Source organism: Salinicola endophyticus (assembly GCF_040536835.1).
Taxonomy (GTDB): domain Bacteria; phylum Pseudomonadota; class Gammaproteobacteria; order Pseudomonadales; family Halomonadaceae; genus Salinicola; species Salinicola endophyticus_A.
In genome coordinates, this window is record NZ_CP159578.1 from 2204550 (window position 1) to 2222052 (window position 17503).

At 65.6% G+C, this 17503-nt stretch carries 18 protein-coding genes; 13 read left to right on the forward strand and 5 right to left on the reverse strand.

The window, feature by feature from the left end; all coding sequences use genetic code 11:
* Positions 1-19 precede the first annotated feature (19 nt).
* The gene (locus tag ABV408_RS09925) at positions 20-1672 is read left to right on the forward strand and encodes a nitrite/sulfite reductase (RefSeq protein WP_353978822.1); all 1653 of its coding nucleotides are present in this window, start codon (positions 20-22) and stop codon (positions 1670-1672) included.
* Positions 1665-2207 carry a DUF934 domain-containing protein gene (locus ABV408_RS09930; protein WP_353978823.1) on the forward strand — a complete coding sequence of 181 codons (543 nt, stop codon included), beginning with the start codon at positions 1665-1667 and terminating at the stop codon, positions 2205-2207. The genes ABV408_RS09925 and ABV408_RS09930 overlap by 8 nt, the downstream gene beginning before the upstream one ends.
* A gap of 73 nt (positions 2208-2280) precedes the next feature.
* On the opposite strand, the gene smrA is transcribed toward ABV408_RS09930, so the two are convergent.
* Positions 2281-2880, reverse strand: coding sequence for a DNA endonuclease SmrA (gene smrA / locus ABV408_RS09935; RefSeq protein WP_353978824.1), 600 nt, complete (start codon positions 2878-2880; stop codon positions 2281-2283).
* 259 nt (positions 2881-3139) lie between these two features.
* Between smrA and ABV408_RS09940 the strand changes: the two genes are divergently transcribed.
* The 6 genes from ABV408_RS09940 (at position 3140) to pdxH (ending at position 7125) form a co-directional block, all read left to right on the forward strand.
* Complete coding sequence (locus ABV408_RS09940; protein WP_353978825.1) at positions 3140-3565, forward strand: gamma-glutamylcyclotransferase family protein; 426 nt, start codon at positions 3140-3142, stop codon at positions 3563-3565.
* A 134-nt stretch (positions 3566-3699) separates the two neighbouring features.
* On the forward strand, positions 3700-4044 hold the full coding sequence (arsC, locus tag ABV408_RS09945; RefSeq protein WP_207035582.1) for an arsenate reductase (glutaredoxin): 345 nt from the start codon (positions 3700-3702) through the stop codon (positions 4042-4044).
* Between the two features lie 64 nt (positions 4045-4108).
* Entirely contained in the window at positions 4109-4753 is a 645-nt protein-coding gene (wrbA, locus tag ABV408_RS09950; RefSeq protein WP_353978826.1) for an NAD(P)H:quinone oxidoreductase, read from the forward strand.
* Positions 4750-5148 (forward strand): DUF2069 domain-containing protein, encoded by a 399-nt coding sequence (locus ABV408_RS09955; protein ID WP_353978827.1) that lies wholly within the window; start codon positions 4750-4752, stop codon positions 5146-5148. The genes wrbA and ABV408_RS09955 overlap by 4 nt, the downstream gene beginning before the upstream one ends.
* Positions 5145-6395: a hypothetical protein gene (locus ABV408_RS09960; RefSeq protein ID WP_353978828.1), complete on the forward strand. Its 1251-nt coding sequence runs from the start codon at positions 5145-5147 to the stop codon at positions 6393-6395. Before ABV408_RS09955 ends, ABV408_RS09960 begins: the two co-directional genes overlap by 4 nt.
* A gap of 79 nt (positions 6396-6474) precedes the next feature.
* A complete protein-coding gene (gene pdxH, locus ABV408_RS09965) occupies positions 6475-7125 on the forward strand; it encodes a pyridoxamine 5'-phosphate oxidase (RefSeq protein WP_353982224.1) in 651 nt (216 codons plus the stop codon).
* Positions 7126-7276: 151 nt separating this feature from the next.
* Here the strand turns inward: pdxH and ABV408_RS09970 are convergent, their stop codons facing one another.
* The 4 genes from ABV408_RS09970 to ABV408_RS09985 all read right to left on the reverse strand — a co-directional run bounded on the left by ABV408_RS09970 (position 7277) and on the right by ABV408_RS09985 (position 13469).
* Positions 7277-8167, reverse strand: a complete 891-nt coding sequence (locus ABV408_RS09970) for a glycine betaine ABC transporter substrate-binding protein (RefSeq protein ID WP_353978829.1) — start codon at positions 8165-8167, stop codon at positions 7277-7279.
* Positions 8168-8358: 191 nt separating this feature from the next.
* Positions 8359-9201 (reverse strand): proline/glycine betaine ABC transporter permease, encoded by an 843-nt coding sequence (locus ABV408_RS09975; protein ID WP_353978830.1) that lies wholly within the window; start codon positions 9199-9201, stop codon positions 8359-8361.
* Positions 9202-10404 (reverse strand): glycine betaine/L-proline ABC transporter ATP-binding protein, encoded by a 1203-nt coding sequence (locus ABV408_RS09980; protein ID WP_353978831.1) that lies wholly within the window; start codon positions 10402-10404, stop codon positions 9202-9204.
* A gap of 305 nt (positions 10405-10709) precedes the next feature.
* The gene (locus tag ABV408_RS09985; protein ID WP_353978832.1) at positions 10710-13469 is read right to left on the reverse strand and encodes a bifunctional acetate--CoA ligase family protein/GNAT family N-acetyltransferase; all 2760 of its coding nucleotides are present in this window, start codon (positions 13467-13469) and stop codon (positions 10710-10712) included.
* A gap of 148 nt (positions 13470-13617) precedes the next feature.
* Here ABV408_RS09985 and ABV408_RS09990 point away from each other — a divergent pair, with 148 nt between their 5' ends.
* The 5 genes from ABV408_RS09990 to glp all read left to right on the forward strand — a co-directional run bounded on the left by ABV408_RS09990 (position 13618) and on the right by glp (position 17461).
* The gene (locus tag ABV408_RS09990) at positions 13618-14553 is read left to right on the forward strand and encodes a histone deacetylase family protein (protein ID WP_353978833.1); all 936 of its coding nucleotides are present in this window, start codon (positions 13618-13620) and stop codon (positions 14551-14553) included.
* A gap of 143 nt (positions 14554-14696) precedes the next feature.
* Positions 14697-15329: an XRE family transcriptional regulator gene (locus tag ABV408_RS09995; RefSeq protein ID WP_353978834.1), complete on the forward strand. Its 633-nt coding sequence runs from the start codon at positions 14697-14699 to the stop codon at positions 15327-15329.
* Positions 15330-15418: 89 nt separating this feature from the next.
* The gene (locus ABV408_RS10000; protein WP_207035601.1) at positions 15419-15745 is read left to right on the forward strand and encodes a DUF1244 domain-containing protein; all 327 of its coding nucleotides are present in this window, start codon (positions 15419-15421) and stop codon (positions 15743-15745) included.
* The gene (moaB, locus tag ABV408_RS10005; RefSeq protein WP_353978835.1) at positions 15742-16269 is read left to right on the forward strand and encodes a molybdenum cofactor biosynthesis protein B; all 528 of its coding nucleotides are present in this window, start codon (positions 15742-15744) and stop codon (positions 16267-16269) included. The genes ABV408_RS10000 and moaB overlap by 4 nt, the downstream gene beginning before the upstream one ends.
* Complete coding sequence (glp, locus tag ABV408_RS10010; protein WP_353978836.1) at positions 16262-17461, forward strand: gephyrin-like molybdotransferase Glp; 1200 nt, start codon at positions 16262-16264, stop codon at positions 17459-17461. The genes moaB and glp overlap by 8 nt, the downstream gene beginning before the upstream one ends.
* Positions 17462-17503 lie beyond the last annotated feature (42 nt).

The following is a 17503-nucleotide window of genomic DNA, read 5'->3' on the forward strand; positions in this document are numbered from 1 at the left end:
ACTAGCAGGATTCGGCCCGATGTATCGCTACGATGCCTATGACCAGACGCTCGTCGATGAGCGCGTGAACCAGTTCCGCGACCAGATGGATCGCTACCTCGCCGGCAAGCTGGGCGAGGAAGAATTCCGTCCCGTTCGCCTTCAGAACGGTCTCTATATTCAACGCCATGCGCCGATGCTGCGTATCGCCATCCCCTACGGCATGCTCAGCAGCGAGCAGCTGCGCGCGCTGGCGGCGATCACCCGCCGCTACGACCGCGGCTACGGCCACTTCACCACGCGTCAGAACCTGCAGCTCAACTGGCCGGCGCTGGAGGACGTGCCCGAGATCCTGGCCGACCTGGCCAAGGTGCAGATGCACGCCATCCAGACCAGCGGCAACTGTATCCGCAACACCACCAGCGACCAGTTCGCGGGTATCGCCAAGGACGAAGTGGTCGACCCACGGCCCTGGTGCGAGCTGATCCGGCAATGGTCCACGCTGCACCCCGAGTTCGCCTATCTGCCGCGCAAGTTCAAGATCGCGGTGACCGGCGCTACCGACGACCGCGCGGCGATCCATGTCCACGACATCGGCCTGCGACTGTGGCTCGATGATGCCGGCGAGCTGCGCGTGCGCGTGCTGGCCGGCGGCGGCATGGGGCGCACGCCGATGATCGGTGAAGTGGTGCGCGACGATCTGCCGTGGCAGCACCTGCTCACCTATCTCGAAGCGATCGTGCGCGTCTACAACCAGTTCGGCCGCCGTGACAACAAGTTCAAGGCGCGCATCAAGATTCTGGTCAAGGCGCTGGGCATCGAGGAGTTCACCCGTCGCGTCGAGGCCGAATGGGCGCATCTCAAGGATGGCTCGCAGACCCTCAACGAAGCCGCCGTCGAGGCCGCCCGGGTCCACTTCCCCGAGCCGGCGCGCCGCCCGGTCGACGACGCCGCCATCGCCGAGTACGAACAGCTCCGGCAAGACAACCGTGCCTTCGCGCGCTTCGTCACCAACAACGTGATGGACCACAAGGTGCCGGGTTACAAGGCAGTCACGCTGTCGTTGAAGCGGCGCGAGGCGGCCCCTGGCGATATTACCGCCGACCAGATGGACGCGGTGGCCGAGCTCGCCGAGCGTTACGGCTTCGGTGAACTGCGCGTCACCCACGAGCAGAACCTGGTGCTCTCCGACGTGCCGGTGGACGAGATCGAGACCCTATGGCAGCAGCTCGATGCTCTGGGCATGGCCAACCCCACGGTAGGCACGCTCAACGACATTATCTGCTGTCCCGGCGGTGATTTCTGCTCGCTGGCCAACGCGGTGTCGATCCCGATCGCCCAGGCGATCCAGGAGCGTTTCGAGGACCTCGACTACCTCTACGATCTGGGGCCGATCGATCTCAATATCTCGGGTTGCATGAACGCCTGCGGCCACCACCACGTGGGCAATATCGGCATTCTCGGCGTCGACAAGAAGGGCGAGGAGTACTATCAGATCTCGCTGGGCGGCAACGCCGACGACGACGTTTCGCTGGGCAAGATCCTCGGCCCGTCGTTCTATCGCGAAGACGTGCCCGGTGTCATCGACAAGGTGCTCCAGGTCTACGTCGAAAAGCGTCTCGACGACGAGCGCTTCCTGGATACCTATCGCCGTGTCGGTCACCAGGCTTTCAAGGAGCGGGTCTATGCCTGAATCGGATACCTCACTCGAAACACGCGAAGTCGTCACGACTCGCGCGCCGCTGCTCAAGCTGGGTCAGCAGGTCGAGGATACATGGGTGCTGTCGCGCGATACCGAGACGCTGCCGGAGAGCCGTCCGGCGATCGTGCCGCTGACGCTGTGGCAGGCGCACAGCGCCGACGGCGAGCTGGCGCCCTGGCTGCCCAGTGATACCGAGCTGACGCCGGCACTGGCCGCCACCCTCGAGCAGGCGGCGCTGGTCGCGATCGACTTCCCCGCCTTCACCGACGGCCGAGGCTATACGCTGGCCCGGCTGCTGCGCGAACGCTTCGGCTACGCCGGTGAGATTCGTGCCATCGGTGATGTGCTCATCGATCAGCTCTACTACATGAGCCGTTGCGGCTTCGATGCCCTGGCCCTGCGCGAGGATCAAGACATCGAATCGGCGCTGCGCGCGCTCACCGCGTTCAGCGTCAGCTATCAGCCGGCGGTGGATCTCCACGAGCCGCTGTTCGTTCGCCGTCTGCGCGAGCATCGAGCCGGCTGAGCCTGGCCCGCCGATGAAAAAACCCCGGTTAGCACCGGGGTTTTTTATGATTTTACGCTGACTCCCGCATCCTCTAGCCGCGGCGCTTCTGCTGGCGCTCGCGGTTGGCGGCGCGGGCGCGCTCCGACTTGCGCAGCATCACGAAGGTCGCGCCCAGCCCACCCTGCTGCGGTGGCGCCGAGGCAAACGCCTGCACCTCCTCGAACTGCCGCAGCCAGTGATGGAGATAAGAGCGCACGACGTTGGCGCGGCCGCTGTCCTCGCTGGAGCGCCCGTGCACGATCAGCACACTGCGCAGATCGTGGGCGTAGGCATCCTTGAGAAAGCCAAATAGCGCGCGCCGGCACTCGAGTACCGGCATGCGCAGCAGATGCAGACGCGCCTCGGCGGCGTAGCCGCCATGGCGCAGGCGTTCGAGGACGCCGATCTGGATACCGTCACGGCGGTATTCGATCGGGTCGTGGGCGCCGACCAGATCGACGAACTCGTCGGAGAGAAAATCGCGCTCGTCGGCGAGCCCCTGCTGTGCACTCTCGCGGCGGGCCAGCTGCGCTTCCGAGGGCGCTGCGCGACGCCGTTCGACCCGGGCCTTGTCGCCGCCTTTGGTCAGCGGGCGAACGTCACTGCCCAAAGCTTGTCGGAAGGCCTGATGCTCGTTGGTGGCATGACTCATGATGGCGCTCCTCCTGTGATCGGCTCGGGCACCCCGCACCGCGGGCGATGGGGTGATACCACGGGATGACTACAGCGTGATGACACATGGCTGACAGGCGAATCAGCCTCTTCGAATGCTAGCACGAGGATCAGCGACTGCCTCAATCCGTGACTGTAGACTCCCGCCATCGCGCGAGCACCGCTATGCTCTCGGGATATGCCGCCCCGGTCATCGGGTCAACCACCCCAACCTCACGCTCAGGAATCCCGATACGCCCATGCTACGTACGCTGAAATGGATTTTCATCGCGCTCCTGGTGCTGCTGGCCACGGCAGCGGGCTGGTTCTGGTACACCTACAAGAGCCCCTACGGCTACCACCCTGCCGAGCCGGCGATGGTGGATACGCGTATTCCGCGCCAGGATGTCTTTGTCTACGGTACGCTGCGTCAGAGCTGGATCCGCTGGCTGGTCACCGGCCGTGCCGGCGATAGCCGCCCCGCTACACTAGCGGGTTACCGCAAGCAGGACCTCGATGTGATCGCGGATGACGAGGGTCAGGTCGACGGCGAGATCATCAGCGTCACCCCGGATGAGTTACGCGCGCTCGATCGCTATGAGCGCGTCGGTGTCCGTTATCAACGCGAAAGCGTCAAGCTCGAAGATGGCGGCATCGTCTGGATCTACCGACTCATCGATCAGTAGATCTTAAACCTCAAGATCAAAGATAACGGTATAAATCGGGTAAAGCAGGTCGCCCCACATGGGCTCTCGTTTGAGCCCGATCCGGGGCGACCGTACAATACAGACTCTTCCCCCGATCGAAACCAGCAGGCGCCATGGCCACGCTCACGCTCTATCACAACCCGCGCTGTTCCAAATCACGCGAAGCCCTGTCGCTGCTCGAATCACGGCGCATCGATGTCACACTGCACCGCTATCTGGACGATCCTCTCGACCGCGAACAGCTCGCGGCACTGGCCCGTCGCCTGGGTGACGACGCCCCGCTGATGCTGCGCCGCGACGAGTCGGAGTGGCGCCAGTTGGGCATCGACGACCCGACCCTGGCGCAGATCCTCGATGCCATTGCCGAGCACCCCCGTCTGCTGCAGCGTCCCATCGCCGATGATGGCGAGTACGCGGTCATCGGGCGGCCGCCGCAGGCCGTGCTGCAGCTGATCTGAATGCCACTCGACGCCTCGCCGACAAGGCCGTCTCCGCTACCCCACCGACTTCCGAGGAGATCCGATGGACTCTGACAGCGCTACCCGAGGCACCGACCTGCCCTACGTGCTGGTGCTCTACTATTCGCGTCACGGCGCTACCCGGACCCTGGCCGATGAGCTGGCCAAGGGCGTCGACAGCGTGGCCGGTATCGAGGCGCGTCTGCGCACCGTTCCGGCGGTCTCCCCGGTCAGCGAAGCGACCGCACCGACGATTCCCGACGAGGGGGCGATCTACGTCGAGGAGGAGGACCTGCGCCAGTGCGCCGGCCTGGCACTCGGCAGCCCGACTCGCTTCGGCAACATGGCCGCGCCGCTCAAGTACTTTCTGGATACCACCAGCGGTTTGTGGATGAACGGCGTCCTGGTGGATCGCCCGGCCACCGCCTTCACCTCCACCGCGAGCCTGCACGGTGGCCAGGAGAGCACCCTGCTGACCATGCTGATCCCGCTGCTGCACCACGGCATGGTCTATGCCGGCGTGCCCTACAGCGAGACCCGCCTGATTCATACCCGCAGTGGCGGCACGCCCTACGGCACAAGCCATGTCGCCGGCGCCGATGGCTCGCGTGAAGTCGACGACGACGAGCGCCACCTGGCCCGTGCCCAGGGCCGGCGTATCGCCGAACTGTCGCTGGGTCTGAAACGAATGCGGGAGGCGCGCGGATGAGTGAGGGACCCGCAGCCGAGCCTTCTGCCGATACCTCGTCAGACGCCTCGATCAAGGCACGCCGTGGCGTGTGGATCGCCTATCTGGTGCTGCTGGCGCTGTTGATCCTCGGCGGCATCTGGCGCTACTCACAGGCTCACGCGGAAGCCGCGGCCCTGGTGGTTCGGGCGCTGCCGCTGTTGCTGTTCCTGCCAACGCTGTTGCTGCGCCGCCGGCGTGGCCATCTGTGGCTGACCGCGGTGGGTCTGCTCTACCTGGCCCAGGGCGGGTTGATCATGGCCAATGGCGGCGTTTCAGCGCTGGTGATCGTCGAGATGCTGGCCGCGGCGGCGCTTGCGGTCTCCGCCTTCCGCTATTTCCGCAGCCAGAGTCCACGCCAACGCCCTTCCTCATGAGGCCTTCCGGTGCGCTGATCCTCGCCATGCTGGCGCTCAGCGTCATCGCCAGCCTCTTCCACTGGCCGCTATGGCCGGCGGCGATCCTCGCCTGGCTGGCGACCCTGCGCCTGCTGCGTGGTCTACCGCGCGCCTCACGTCGGCAGGCCGGGCTGCTGCTGGCCGCGGGGGCCCTGCTCTGGGGAGTCGCCCTGGCACGTGGTACGCCATACCCGCTGTGGCACGCCTTCACCACCAACCAGACACTGCTGATGATGTTCGCCGGGGTCAGCTTCCTGACCCTGGCGACCCCGGCGGTGCGTAGCGGTGAAACGCGCAGCGGCAGCCGTCTGGGGACGCTGCTGGGCGCGCATCTGTTCGGCGCCGCGATCAATCTTTCGGTGGTGTTTCTATTCGGCGAGCGCATGCAGCGCGACGGCCGCCTCAACCGCACCCAGGCGGCCATCCTCGGTCGCAGCTTCGCCGCCGCCGCGACCTGGTCGCCCTTCTTCGTCGCCATGGGCGTGGCGCTCACCTACGCGCCCGGGCTCGACTATCTGGCGTTGCTGCCCTGGGGCCTGCTGGCCGGTGCGGCGCTGCTGCTGGTCAACCTGGCCGACGTGGCGCGTCTGGATGAGTCCTTCCAGGGCTACCCGATCGAGCGCAGCGCCCTGCTGCTACCGTGTCTACTGGCGCTCGCGGTGATCTCCCTCCACCTGCTGTGGCCGGCACTCTCGATCCCGCTGATCATTGCCCTGGTGGCACCGCCCTTCGCGCTGCTGCTGATGCCGCGTGACGACCGCCGCACGCGTCTGCGACGCCATTTCACCCAAGGGCTGCAAGGGTTGGCGCCACAGTTCGCCTTGTTTCTCGCCGCTGGGGTCATCTCCACCGGATTGAGCGCGCTGCTGGCGAGCCTGCCCCAGGGGCTCGACCTCCCGCTGTCGCACTTCGGCCACTGGCAGGCGTGGTTTGCCCTAGGGCTGATCGTGGTCATCGCCTTCACCGGGGTGCATCCGCTGATCGGTATCGCCACCCTGGCGCCACTGGTGGCACCGCTGCACCCGGACCCGACGCTGCTCGGCATGCTGTTTCTGATGAGCTGGGCGCTGGGCACCGGCAGCAGCCCGCTCTCCGGGAGCAACCTGGCGATCTGCGTGCGCTACGGTATCAAGGCGCGCCACATGCTGCGCTGGAATCTGGCCTATGCATGCGGTGGCTGGCTGGCCTGTGGCGCGGTTTTCGCACTGCACGCCGCCGCGGCATGATGCCGCCCGAGTGAGGAACGGCTTGACGCCGGCCACCGGGCTGCAATGATGACAGTCAAAGACACGCCAACGGAGAACCATCATGAGCGACCTGGCCGGCCTGCGCCGCGACTACGAGGGCGAGTCCCTGGCACCCGAGCACACCCCCGACGACCCGATGGCACTGTTCGACCACTGGCTGGAGCAGGCGATCGCCAGTGAGGGGCTCGACGCCAATGCCATGACCCTGGCCACGGTCGACGGTGCCGGCTATCCGCACGCGCGTATCGTGCTGCTCAAGGGGGTCGATCCCGACGGTCTGCTGTTCTACACCAACTACCAGAGTCAGAAAGGCAACGAGCTGGCCCACGTCGCCCACGCCGCACTGGTGTTCTGGTGGCCCGGCCTGCAGCGTCAGGTGCGGGTCGAGGGGCGCGTGGAAAAGGTCACACTCGAACGCTCGGACGACTACTTCGCCAGCCGCCCGCGCAAGAGTCAGCTGGCGGCCTGGGTCTCCCAGCAGAGCGTGGAGATTCCCGGGCGCGACTGGCTCAAGGAGCGCCTGGCCCGCTTCGAGCAGGTGTATGCGGGCAAGGACGTCGAGCGCCCACCGCACTGGGGCGGATACCGCGTGGTGCCGCAGGCGATGGAGTTCTGGCAGGGGCAGCGCAGCCGCCTGCATGACCGTGTGCGCTACTCACGCCACGACGAGCACGACGCCACCTGGCACCGCACCCGCCTGGCCCCCTGAGGCGATGACCGCCCGGGCCGACGACGCCCCTCAGGCAGGTAGGTAGCGCCCGTCGAGCAGGCCCCTTCAGGTAGCAACGGGCAACAACAGGCAGCAACAAAAACGCCCGGTCGTCATGACCGGGCGTTCTCGTTCGGACTCGGCCGCCAGCTTACTCGGCAGTGCCTTCGGTCCACTTCTTGACCAACTCAGGATGCTCGCTGACCCACTTCTTGGCGTTCGCGTACGGGTCGCTGCCCGGCTCCTGGTTCATCAGCATCACCTCGCTCATCTGTTCCGGCGTCCAGTAGAAGTTGTCGAGGATCGCGTAAGCCTGCGGCATGCGCTCCTTGAGCCCCTTGTGAACGACAGTGTCGATGTGCTCGGCGTCACCGTAAGCTTTCTTGGGGTCTTCGAGATACTTCAGATCCCAGCGCGCGAACATCCAGTGCGGAGTCCAGCCAGTGACCACGATATCCTCGTGGTTCTTGATCGCATTGCTCAAGGCAGAAGTCATCGCCGCGCCGCTGCTCGACTGCAGCGAGAGGTTGTCGATGTCGTAATCTTTCATCGCTTTTTCGGTCATCGACATCAGGCCGGCACCGGGATCGATGCCGACGATCTTGTCATTGAAGAGATCCGCGTTGGCGTTGAGATCGGCGATCGAGGAGACCTTCTCATAGGTGTACTCGGGCACCACCAGCCCCAGCTTGGTGCCATCGAGATTGGGCCCGAGGTCTTCGACCTTGTCCTTCACCTTGGCCAGATAGTCACCATGAGTAGTCGGCAGCCAGGCGGCGACCATGGCATCGGCATCGCCGGTGCCCACCGCCTGCCACATCACCGCGGCGGAGAGCGAATCCATGTTGACCTTGTAGCCCTCCTGCTCGAGCACCGCGCGTACCACGTTGGTGGAGGCGACTTCCGACGCCCACTCCACGTAGGCGAGGTTGATCGTGCCCTTGCTCTCCTCGGCCTGGGCAGTGCCGGCACCCAGGCTGATCCCCGCGGCCATGGCCAGCATGGTGTAACGAACCGACTGCGACAGTAGATTGCGTGTCATCGACTTCCCCTTCTTGTGCTTGATTTGGCTTGACGTACTGACTTGACGTACTAACGCTCGGTACCGATCCGGGTCGCGGCCTGTACGCCGTGACCCGAGGCTGCCGCGGGCGGCAGCGTTCGCGGCGGCCTGAGCCGACGCGCCGAACTCGGGTGACAGAACGCCGCCAGCCGTGCACTGGCGGCACTTCGTCACTTGGCCCGCTTGCGACCGCGGAAGGATTGCGTCAGGCGGTCCAGCAGCATGGCCATGATGACCACCGCAAGGCCCGCCTCGAACCCATCGCCCGGGCGCAGGCGTTGGATCGCCCGCCACACTTCGCTACCCAGACCGTTGGCACCGATCATGGCCGCGATCACCACCATCGACAGCGACAGCATGATGGTCTGGTTGATCCCGCCCATCAGCGTCGGCAGCGACAGCGGCAACTGCACCTTGACCAGCTTCTGGGTCCGCGTGGAACCGAAGGCATCGGCGGCCTCGACCAGTTCCGTGGGCACCTGTCGGATCCCCAGAGTGGTGAAGCGGATCGCTGGCGGCATCGCAAAGATGACCGTGGCGAAGATGCCGGAGACCGAACCGATACCGAAGAACGGAATCGCCGGAATCAGATAGACGAAGGCCGGCATCGTCTGCATGAAATCCAGCACTGGCATGATCACACGATAGAAGCGATCGGAGACCGCAGCCAGAATTCCCAGCGGCAGCGCGATCACCACGGCGACCAGCGTGGCGATCACCACCAGGGTCAGCGTCTGGATCATCGGGTTCCACAGCCCCAGGTTCCAGATCAGCGCCAGACCCAGGGCCGCGCCGATGGCGAGCCGATGCCCACTGAGCCGCCAGCACAGCAGCACGATCAGCCCCAGCAGGGCCCACTCCGGTAGCCACATCAGGCCGTCGTTGAGCAGATTGATGCCCGCCTGGGTGGTGCGCGAGATGGCCCGCGTCACCCCGGAGAACTCGGTGGTCAGAAAGTTGAGGCCGCTCTCGATCCAATTGCCGAGCGGAATTCTTGGAATCTCGAAGTCCATTTATGCGTCTCCCGCCGTCGCCAGTTGTTCGAGTACTGCGCCCTTGACCACCACACCGAGCAGCCGCTGCTCCTCGTCGACCACGGCAATCGGACAGTGCCGCTTGGTGAACATGGAATAGAGCCGGGAGAGCGATTCGTCCGGCCCGACGCAGGGATAGTCGTCATCGATCAGGTCACGAATCGAGTCCGAGCCGGCCTTGGCCGCTTCGTCGGCCCTCTCGGCATCGACGACGCCCAGCAGCTTGCGTTCGCGGTCGATCACATAGATCGAGTCGAGACTGCTCTCGACCATCTTGCGCAGCACGGTACGCGGACCGTCTTCGATGCGGGCAGTCGCCCTTACCGGACGCATGGCCCGACGTGCCGTCACCACCCGCGATCTGTCGACCCCCTGGGTGAAGCGCGCCACGTAGTCGTCGGCAGGTGAGGTGAGGATCTCTTCCGGCGTACCGATCTGAACCACCTCACCATCGCGCAGCAGGATGATGCGGTCGCCGATATTGAGCGCCTCGTCGAGATCGTGGGTGATGAAGATCGTGGTCTTCTGCATGCGGTGCTGAAGCTCGATCAGCTCCTGCTGCATGTCACGCCGGATCAACGGATCCAGCGCCGAGAAGGCCTCGTCCATCAGCAGTACGCTGGAGTCGTTGGCCAGCGCCCGGGCCAGGCCGACGCGCTGCTGCATGCCGCCGGAGAGCTGGTTGGGATAGGAGTCCTCCCACCCTTCGAGCCCGACCTGCTTGAGCGCATCGGCTGCCTTCTTGGCTCGCTCTTCCTTGGGGATGCCGCGAATCTCGAGCCCATACTCGGCATTCATGCGCACCGTACGGTGGGGAAACAGCGCGAAGTTCTGGAACACCATCGAGAAATGTTTACGACGGCACTGCAGCAGCGCCTTCTCGCTCAGTTGGGGGATGTTCTCCCCATCGATGATGATATCGCCCTCGGTGGGCTCGATGAGACGGTTGAGACAGCGGATGAGGGTGGACTTGCCTGACCCCGAGAGCCCCATGATGACCAGGAGCTCGCCCTCATGGACGTCGAAATCGATATTGGAAAGGCCGAGTGTCTGCCCCGTTTGCTCCAGAATCTGGGACCGGTTGAGTCCCTGGTCACGTAGTTGGAGCGCTTTCTTGGTGTCGCTACCAAACACCTTGCTCAAGTTACGAACTTGAATCTTGGCTTGCTGTGCGTTTGTCATTTTGTGGCCTGGTTTGGCTGAGCAAAAAGGTCCCGCGCGAGTGTCACCAAAAGGCCGCCGAAGACACACTGTGTTGCTTTGGATACGCAGTGTTTCTGATGGCTTACACGCGCTCGGCCCGGTCGCATCATACGAAATTATGAAAAACCCTTCAAACGGCGATAATTTGTAATTGGAAACCCATTCAAGGCGTCATTTCTGCTGGCGCACGATACCGTGGCGCTCGGTTCCTCCCCTCCTCTGCGCTATACCACTCGATGGCAACATCGCCGGCATCGACTCGACGCATCGTGCCTCAGCCGGCATCAATCCAGCGCCGCCTCCAGACGGTGGCGCTGCCATTCACTCTGCGGCGCATTGAGCTTCAGCGTCGCCTCGATCACACCCTCCTCCAGATTGGTGACGAGCGTGAATCCCAGTTGCTTGAGCAGCCGTCGCATCGGCTGGTTGTCGGTCATCACGGTGCCGACCATGACCAGGGTGCCCACCTGCCGGCTGTAGCGAATCATCTTCTCCATCAGTAGCCGCCCGAGTCCGATCCCGTGGAGGTCATCACGCACGATGATCGAGAATTCGGTGCGGATATTGTCGGGATCGTTCCACACTCTGACTACGCCGAGCATCTCCTCCCGAGGCACCTCCTGCGCCCCATCGGTCTCGGCGGGCGACGAGCGACGAACCGCAATGAACGCCATCTGGCGGTCATAATTGATCTGGCTGAGCTGGGCCAGCTCGCGCATCGACAGCACCGCCTTGTGGTGGAAATAGCGGTAACGAATGCTCTGCTCCGAGAGCCGGGTATGGAACTGGGTGATCAAGGGCGCGTCTTCGCCACGGATCGGCCGTACCTCGACTTCGTCGCCCGCCAGAGTCACCGTCTCACGCAGCTCTTCGGGATAAGGCATGATCGCCTGCACCGCGCGCTCGCCCAGATCGAGGGCGAAGTCGACCGCAGTGAGCCCGTCGCGATTGAGCAGCAAGGGATTGAGTTCGAGGCCCTTCAGCCGTGGCAGATCCGCCGCCATCTGCGACAGCTTGACCAGCAGCTGCGCGACCTGGGTGATCTCCGCGGCGGCATCCTCGCTATGGGCGCGAATCAGCCGCCCGGCCCGGGTTCGATCGATCAGCTCCTCGGCCAGGCGCATGTTGAGCGGAGGCAGCGCGATCTGGCGATCCGCCAGCACGTCGATCTTGTAGCCGCCGCTGCCGAAGACGATCACCGGACCCAGCTCGGGGTCGCGGGTGATACCGGCGCTCAGCTGCCAGGAGCCCTTGCCGCGCTGCATGGTCTGCAGGCAGTAGCTGTAGATGGGGCTCTGCGGCAGCGTCTCGGCGATACGCTCACCCAGACGCACCACCGCATCGACCACACTGCCGGGCTGCTCCAGGTCCTGGGCCAGCGCGCTGGTCTGACGCGAGGCTTCCCGCCAGTAGCGAAACGGCTCGCAGTTGTCGCGGTGCACCACCTTGACGGCCCAGGGCCCCGGCAGTGTCTGGGTGGCACGCTCGGCCTCCTCGAAATCCGCCACATAGCGACTGGGCGCACTGTCGATACCGTAGGCCGCGAGCACCTGGGCGGTCTCTTCGTGGGTCAGGCGATCACGCCCGCGGCTCAGGGACTCTTCGATCAGCGCATGGCAGCGCTGGCGAATCTCGGAACTGGAGTCGAACGGCAGCGAGGGGGGCGTCTCGTGCAGTAGCGCCTGCACCCGGCGATAGCGCACCAGGTGCAGGAACGCACGCACCGCCTTCTCCGGCGAGAGGTAGCTGGGAATGCCGGCGCGATTGAACGCCGCCCTTGCCACCAGCGCCTCCTTGAGCCCCATCCAGCTCACCAGCAGCCGATGGCGATAGCGCTCCCGCGCCGCGATCAGCGCCTCGGCGGTGGCTTGCGCTGGCGCCAGCCGGGTCGGCGCATGGAGCACCAGCACCGCGTCCACCTGGGGATCGCGGGTGACGATATCGAGCGCCGCCAGATAGTCCGCAGGGGTCGCCGAGCCGCCGAGATCGATCGGATTGCGCCCTGGCCGGCTGACATCGAGTCCTGACTCGAGCAGCGCGGCCACCGTGGTCTCGCCGAATTCCGCCAGCTGGCCACCGCCATCGATCAGCTTGTCGATCGCCAGCAGCGCCGGCCCCACGCCGTTGGAGACGATCGCCAGGCGATCACCCCGCGGCGGCTTGAGTCGGGAGAGCGTCTCCAGTGCATCGAAAAGCTCATCGGAGTCCTCCACCCGTACCACACCGGCCCGCGCCAGTGCGGCCTCGATCACCGCGTCGCGGCGTTCGATACCAGGCGTTTCCGGTAGCTGGTCCAGGGTGGCCTGGGGCGTACGCCCGCTCTTGATCGCCAGCACCAGACGGTTGCGCGAGGCGTCACGCAGGGCGGTCATGAAATGACGCGCATTGCGGATACTCTCCAGGTGCAGGAGCAACGCCCGGCATTTGCTGGAGAGATTGAGATAGTCGATGATATCGGGCAGGCGCACATCGAGACTGTCGCCGAGGGTGACCAAGTGCGAGAACCCCACTTCGCGCCCCGCCGCCCAGTCGATCATGGCATTGCCGAGCATGCCCGACTGCCCCAGGTAGGCGACGCTGCCATCGGCGATCGGCTGCGCGGCATAGGTGGCATTGAGCCGCCAGGAGGGTACCGCCACCCCCAGACACTCCGGCCCCAGTACGCGCATGCCCGAACGCCGGGTCGCCTTTTGCAGGCGCCCACGCAAAGACGCCTCGCGTTCGAGCGAGGCGCCTCCGGAAAGAATGAGTGCAGCACGCACCCCGATCGCACTCAAGTCGTCGATCACCTTGGGCAGGCTGCGTAGCGGCGAGCAGATCACGGCCAGATCGGGCGGGTGTGGCAGATCGGCAATGCGGCGCAGGCACTCGACACCATGCACGTCGGCGTAGCCGCGCGGGTTGACCGCCCAGAGCGGCTTGTCGAACTGCCCTTCCAGCAGGTTGCGCAATACCACTCCTCCCAGCGACTCGGGCTTGGGGGACGCTCCAATCACGACCAGTGACTGGGGCGCGAAAAATCGACGCAGGAATTGCGTGGCCACGGTGGACCTCACGGCTCGGGTTATGGTTATTTCAACCCTACACGCTCAGCGCTCTCACGTTGAGCCCTGGTCTGGATTTAGCCATACCGCCCGAACCCATGGGATCGGTACCCCAGCACGCCAGCGCCCCGGAGGGTCGAAACCGCCGATGATCACGTCGTACCTCACTCACCCCGACTTCGCTCGGCACGACATGGGCGGCTCGCACCCGGAAGCGCCCGTACGCCTCGAGGTGATTCGCAAGCGCCTGATGCTCAGCGGCCTGCTGCAACAGACCATGCAGTCGGAAGCGCCCCCGGCGAAGCCGCTCGCTCTGGCGCGCGTTCACGCCCCAGACTACCTGGAAACACTCGCGAGCCAGCGTCCCCAAAACGGCTTGCAGACGCTGGATAACGACACGCGGATGGGGCCATGGACGCTCGAAGCCGCGGCGCTTGCCGCCGGTGCCGCGATCAAGGGGGTAGACCTGGTCTGCGGCAACCGCGCAGACAACGTCTTCTGCGCCGTGCGCCCCCCCGGGCATCACGCCGAACGCGCGCTGGCGATGGGCTTTTGTTTCTACAACAACGTCGCCGTCGCCGCGGCGCACGCGCGTGCCGTGCATGGCCTGGAGCGTATCGCCATCCTCGATTTCGACGTCCATCAGGGCAACGGCACCCTGGACATCTTTCACGACGACCCGAGCGTGCTGATCTGCAGCAGTTATCAGGAGGCGTTCTACCCCTGGCGCTACCTCGAAGGCGACTGGCGCAACGTGGTCAACACCCCGCTGCCCGCCGGTACTGCCAGCCGCGACTTTCGCCTGGCAATCGAGCGTGACTGGCTGCCGGCACTGGAGCGCCACCGCCCGCAGCTGGTGCTGCTCTCCAGCGGCTTCGATGCCCATCGCGACGACCCGCTGGGTGAACTGGCGCTGGAGCATGGCGACTTCTACTGGATCACGCACCTGGCGATGGACATCGCCCGCCGCTACGCCGGCGGCAAGCTGGTGTCGGTACTCGAGGGCGGCTACCACCCCAAGGTGCTGCCGCTGAGCGTGGAGGCGCATCTCACCGCGCTGCTCGGCCAGCCTTACCCCGGTTAGAGCATCTATCTCGAAGAGACTGCCTGGCTCGGCGAGACAGACACGCCGGCGACGCTCTCGTCACGCGCAACGTCGTCATGTGGCAGAGCCGGGCCGGGGCGCTGTGATATTCTGGGTCCAAACCGACCCAGACAGAGATTTTCATGGCCGCCAGCAACGATCAGGATGCCGCGCTGCGCATCGCCTCGGGCCGCAAGCCCTTCGTCGAGCCCCTGCGCCTGGGTGAACGGCTCAAGCAGATTCGTCTCTCCAACCAGTGGACCCTGGGTGACGTCAGCGCACGCACGGGGCTGGCACGTTCGACCCTGTCCAAGATCGAGAACGACCAGATCTCGCCCACCTTCAGTGCGGTGCAGAAACTGATCACCGGGCTGGGCATCGATCTGCCTCAACTGCTGACCCCGGCGAAGTCGCGTTCCCACTCCCGCGGGCGGCGCGATCTCACCCCCAGCGGTGATGGCAAGCAGCACCCCACCCCCACCTACGAACATGAACTACTCTCTTGGCAGCTGGCGCAGAAACGCATGGTGCCGTTCAAGACCATCGTGCGGGCGCGCCGCTTCGATGAATTCCAGGAGTGGGTGCGCCACGCCGGCGAGGAGTTCCTGATGGTGCTCGAGGGCGAGATCCTGATCTACACCGAGTTTTACGAACCGCTCGCCATGGCCACCGGCGATTCGCTCTACTTCGACAGCGACATGGGCCATGCGCTGGTCTCCACCAGCGATAGCGATGCCGTGGTGCTGTCGGTCTGCACGCCGGGTGAAGGTGACTAGTCAGGCGACGACCCTGGCCTGGACACGCCTTCTCGTCTTCGCATGCCACCTTCCAAGCTCTGTCTTCCCGATCCGAGGAGCCCCTACCGATGCAACATCTCGACGACGCCACGCGTACCGAACTCGAGGCGGCCGCTTTCCGCCGCCTGCTGCGCCATCTCGACGCCAACAAGGACGTGCAGAACATCGATCTGATGATCCTCGCCGACTTCTGTCGCAACTGCCTCTCCAAGTGGCTGGTGAGCGCAGCCGAAGAGCGCGGCGAGACGCTCGACTACGAAGCCGCGCGTGAATACGTCTACGGCATGCCCTACTCAGAGTGGAAGGCCAACCACCAGGCGCCGGCCAGCGATGCGCAGCTGGCCGCACTGGAAGCACGCCAGCAGCGCAAGACCAACGGCGGAGCGGACGCATGAGCGAGGCGCTGATACCGCTGTCGATCGCGGTACTGACCGTCTCCGACAGCCGTGACGAGCAGAGCGATCGCTCCGGCCAGACCCTGGTCGAGCGGCTCGAAGGGGCCGGCCACCGGCTGGCCGAAAAGCGCATCGTGCCGGATGACGTCTATCGTATCCGCGCGGTCGTCGCCACCTGGATCGCCGACCCCGAGGTGCAGGTGGTCCTGACCACCGGCGGCACCGGCTTCACCGGACGCGACTCGACCCCGGAGGCGATAGCGCCGCTGCTCGACAAGCATATCGAGGGCTTCGGCGAGCTGTTCCGCCAGGTCTCATTCGAGGAGATCGGCAGCTCCACGGTGCAGAGCCGCTGTCTCGGCGGCCTGGCCAATCGCACCGTGATCTTTGCCCTGCCCGGCTCCACCGGCGCCTGTCGCACTGGCTGGGACCGCATCCTCGGCGAGCAGCTCGACAGCCGCCACCGTCCGTGCAACTTCGCCAATCTGGTGATTCCGGAACGAGGCACCCACACGCATGGCTGAAACGACACCCCCGCTGGAGAGCGTCGAGCGCGCCCGGGAAGCCCTGCTCGACGGCGTGACCCCATTGGGCGCCGAGCGTATCGCATGTGCCGAAGCGGCCGGCCGCGTGCTGGCGCGAGAGGTTGCCGCGGCGCTCGACGTGCCGCCTGCCGACAACAGCGCCATGGACGGCTACGCCCTGGCCAGCGGCGACTCCGGCAACGCCCTGCCGATATCGCAGCGCATCGCCGCCGGCCAGGCGCCGCAGCCGCTGGCACCCGGCACCTGCGCACGCCTGTTCACCGGCAGCGAGATACCGCCCGGTGCCGACTGCGTGGCGATCCAGGAAAACGTCACGCTGGCGGATGGGCTGGCACGCATACCCCCCACTCAGCCGGGCCAGAACGTGCGCCGGCGCGGGCTCGACGTCAGCGTAGGCAGCCGCCTGCTCAGCGCCGGCACCCGCCTGGGTGGCGCCGCCCTGGGCCTGCTCGCGGGCCAAGGGCTGGAGACGGTCGAGGTGGTAAGGCGCCCGCGGGTAGCACTGCTGCTGACCGGGGATGAGATCGTCGAACCGGGACAGCCGCTGGCGCCGGGGCAGATCTACAACAGCAATGGGGCGATGCTGGCGAGCCTGATCGCGCGCTTCGGCGGCGAGCTGGTGGCCCAGGTGCGGGTCGCCGACAGTTTCGACACCACCCGCGCCCGGCTCGCCGAGGCAGCGTCAATGGCCGACGTGATCGTCACTACCGGCGGGGTCAGTGTCGGCGAGGAGGATCACGTCAAGCCGGCGCTGGAGCAGCTCGGTGAGCTGACGCTGTGGCGCCTGGCCATGCGCCCGGGCAAACCGCTGGCACTGGGGACCATCGGCACCACGCGGGTGGTGGGTCTGCCGGGCAACCCGGTATCGAGCTATGTCGGCGCCTGGCTCTATCTGCGCCCGCTGCTGGGCGCGCTGATGGGCTGCCAGGATCAACTGGAGCTGCCCCGGGTCCCCGCCGAGGCGGATTTCAGCACCCGCACCGAGGGCCGCCGCCACTATCTGCGCGCCACCCTGGCATTCGAGGGCGAACGCATCGTGGCGCGGGCTTATCCGGAACAGAGCTCCGCCGTGCTAACCTCCTGCGCGGCCACCAACGCCTTCGCGGTGATTCCGCCCCATAGCGACATCTCTCCCGGCGATCGGGTCGAGTGCCTTTGGCTGGAAGCCTGACCCAGGCGGAGAAACAGAAGCCGGTCGAAGATAGCCGGCGAG

Bases quoted from the DNA above. Each gene is read 5' to 3' on its own strand.
- ABV408_RS09925 (WP_353978822.1), top strand. From the start codon at position 20: ATGTATCGCTACGATGCCTATGACCAGACGCTCGTCGATGAGCGCGTG.
- ABV408_RS09930 (WP_353978823.1), top strand. From the start codon at position 1,665: ATGCCTGAATCGGATACCTCACTCGAAACACGCGAAGTCGTCACGACT.
- smrA (WP_353978824.1), bottom strand. From the start codon at position 2,880: ATGAGTCATGCCACCAACGAGCATCAGGCCTTCCGACAAGCTTTGGGC.
- ABV408_RS09940 (WP_353978825.1), top strand. From the start codon at position 3,140: ATGCTACGTACGCTGAAATGGATTTTCATCGCGCTCCTGGTGCTGCTG.
- arsC (WP_207035582.1), top strand. From the start codon at position 3,700: ATGGCCACGCTCACGCTCTATCACAACCCGCGCTGTTCCAAATCACGC.
- wrbA (WP_353978826.1), top strand. From the start codon at position 4,109: ATGGACTCTGACAGCGCTACCCGAGGCACCGACCTGCCCTACGTGCTG.
- ABV408_RS09955 (WP_353978827.1), top strand. From the start codon at position 4,750: ATGAGTGAGGGACCCGCAGCCGAGCCTTCTGCCGATACCTCGTCAGAC.
- ABV408_RS09960 (WP_353978828.1), top strand. From the start codon at position 5,145: ATGAGGCCTTCCGGTGCGCTGATCCTCGCCATGCTGGCGCTCAGCGTC.
- ABV408_RS09970 (WP_353978829.1), bottom strand. From the start codon at position 8,167: ATGACACGCAATCTACTGTCGCAGTCGGTTCGTTACACCATGCTGGCC.
- ABV408_RS09975 (WP_353978830.1), bottom strand. From the start codon at position 9,201: ATGGACTTCGAGATTCCAAGAATTCCGCTCGGCAATTGGATCGAGAGC.
- ABV408_RS09980 (WP_353978831.1), bottom strand. From the start codon at position 10,404: ATGACAAACGCACAGCAAGCCAAGATTCAAGTTCGTAACTTGAGCAAG.
- ABV408_RS09990 (WP_353978833.1), top strand. From the start codon at position 13,618: ATGATCACGTCGTACCTCACTCACCCCGACTTCGCTCGGCACGACATG.
- ABV408_RS09995 (WP_353978834.1), top strand. From the start codon at position 14,697: ATGGCCGCCAGCAACGATCAGGATGCCGCGCTGCGCATCGCCTCGGGC.
- ABV408_RS10000 (WP_207035601.1), top strand. From the start codon at position 15,419: ATGCAACATCTCGACGACGCCACGCGTACCGAACTCGAGGCGGCCGCT.
- moaB (WP_353978835.1), top strand. From the start codon at position 15,742: ATGAGCGAGGCGCTGATACCGCTGTCGATCGCGGTACTGACCGTCTCC.
- glp (WP_353978836.1), top strand. From the start codon at position 16,262: ATGGCTGAAACGACACCCCCGCTGGAGAGCGTCGAGCGCGCCCGGGAA.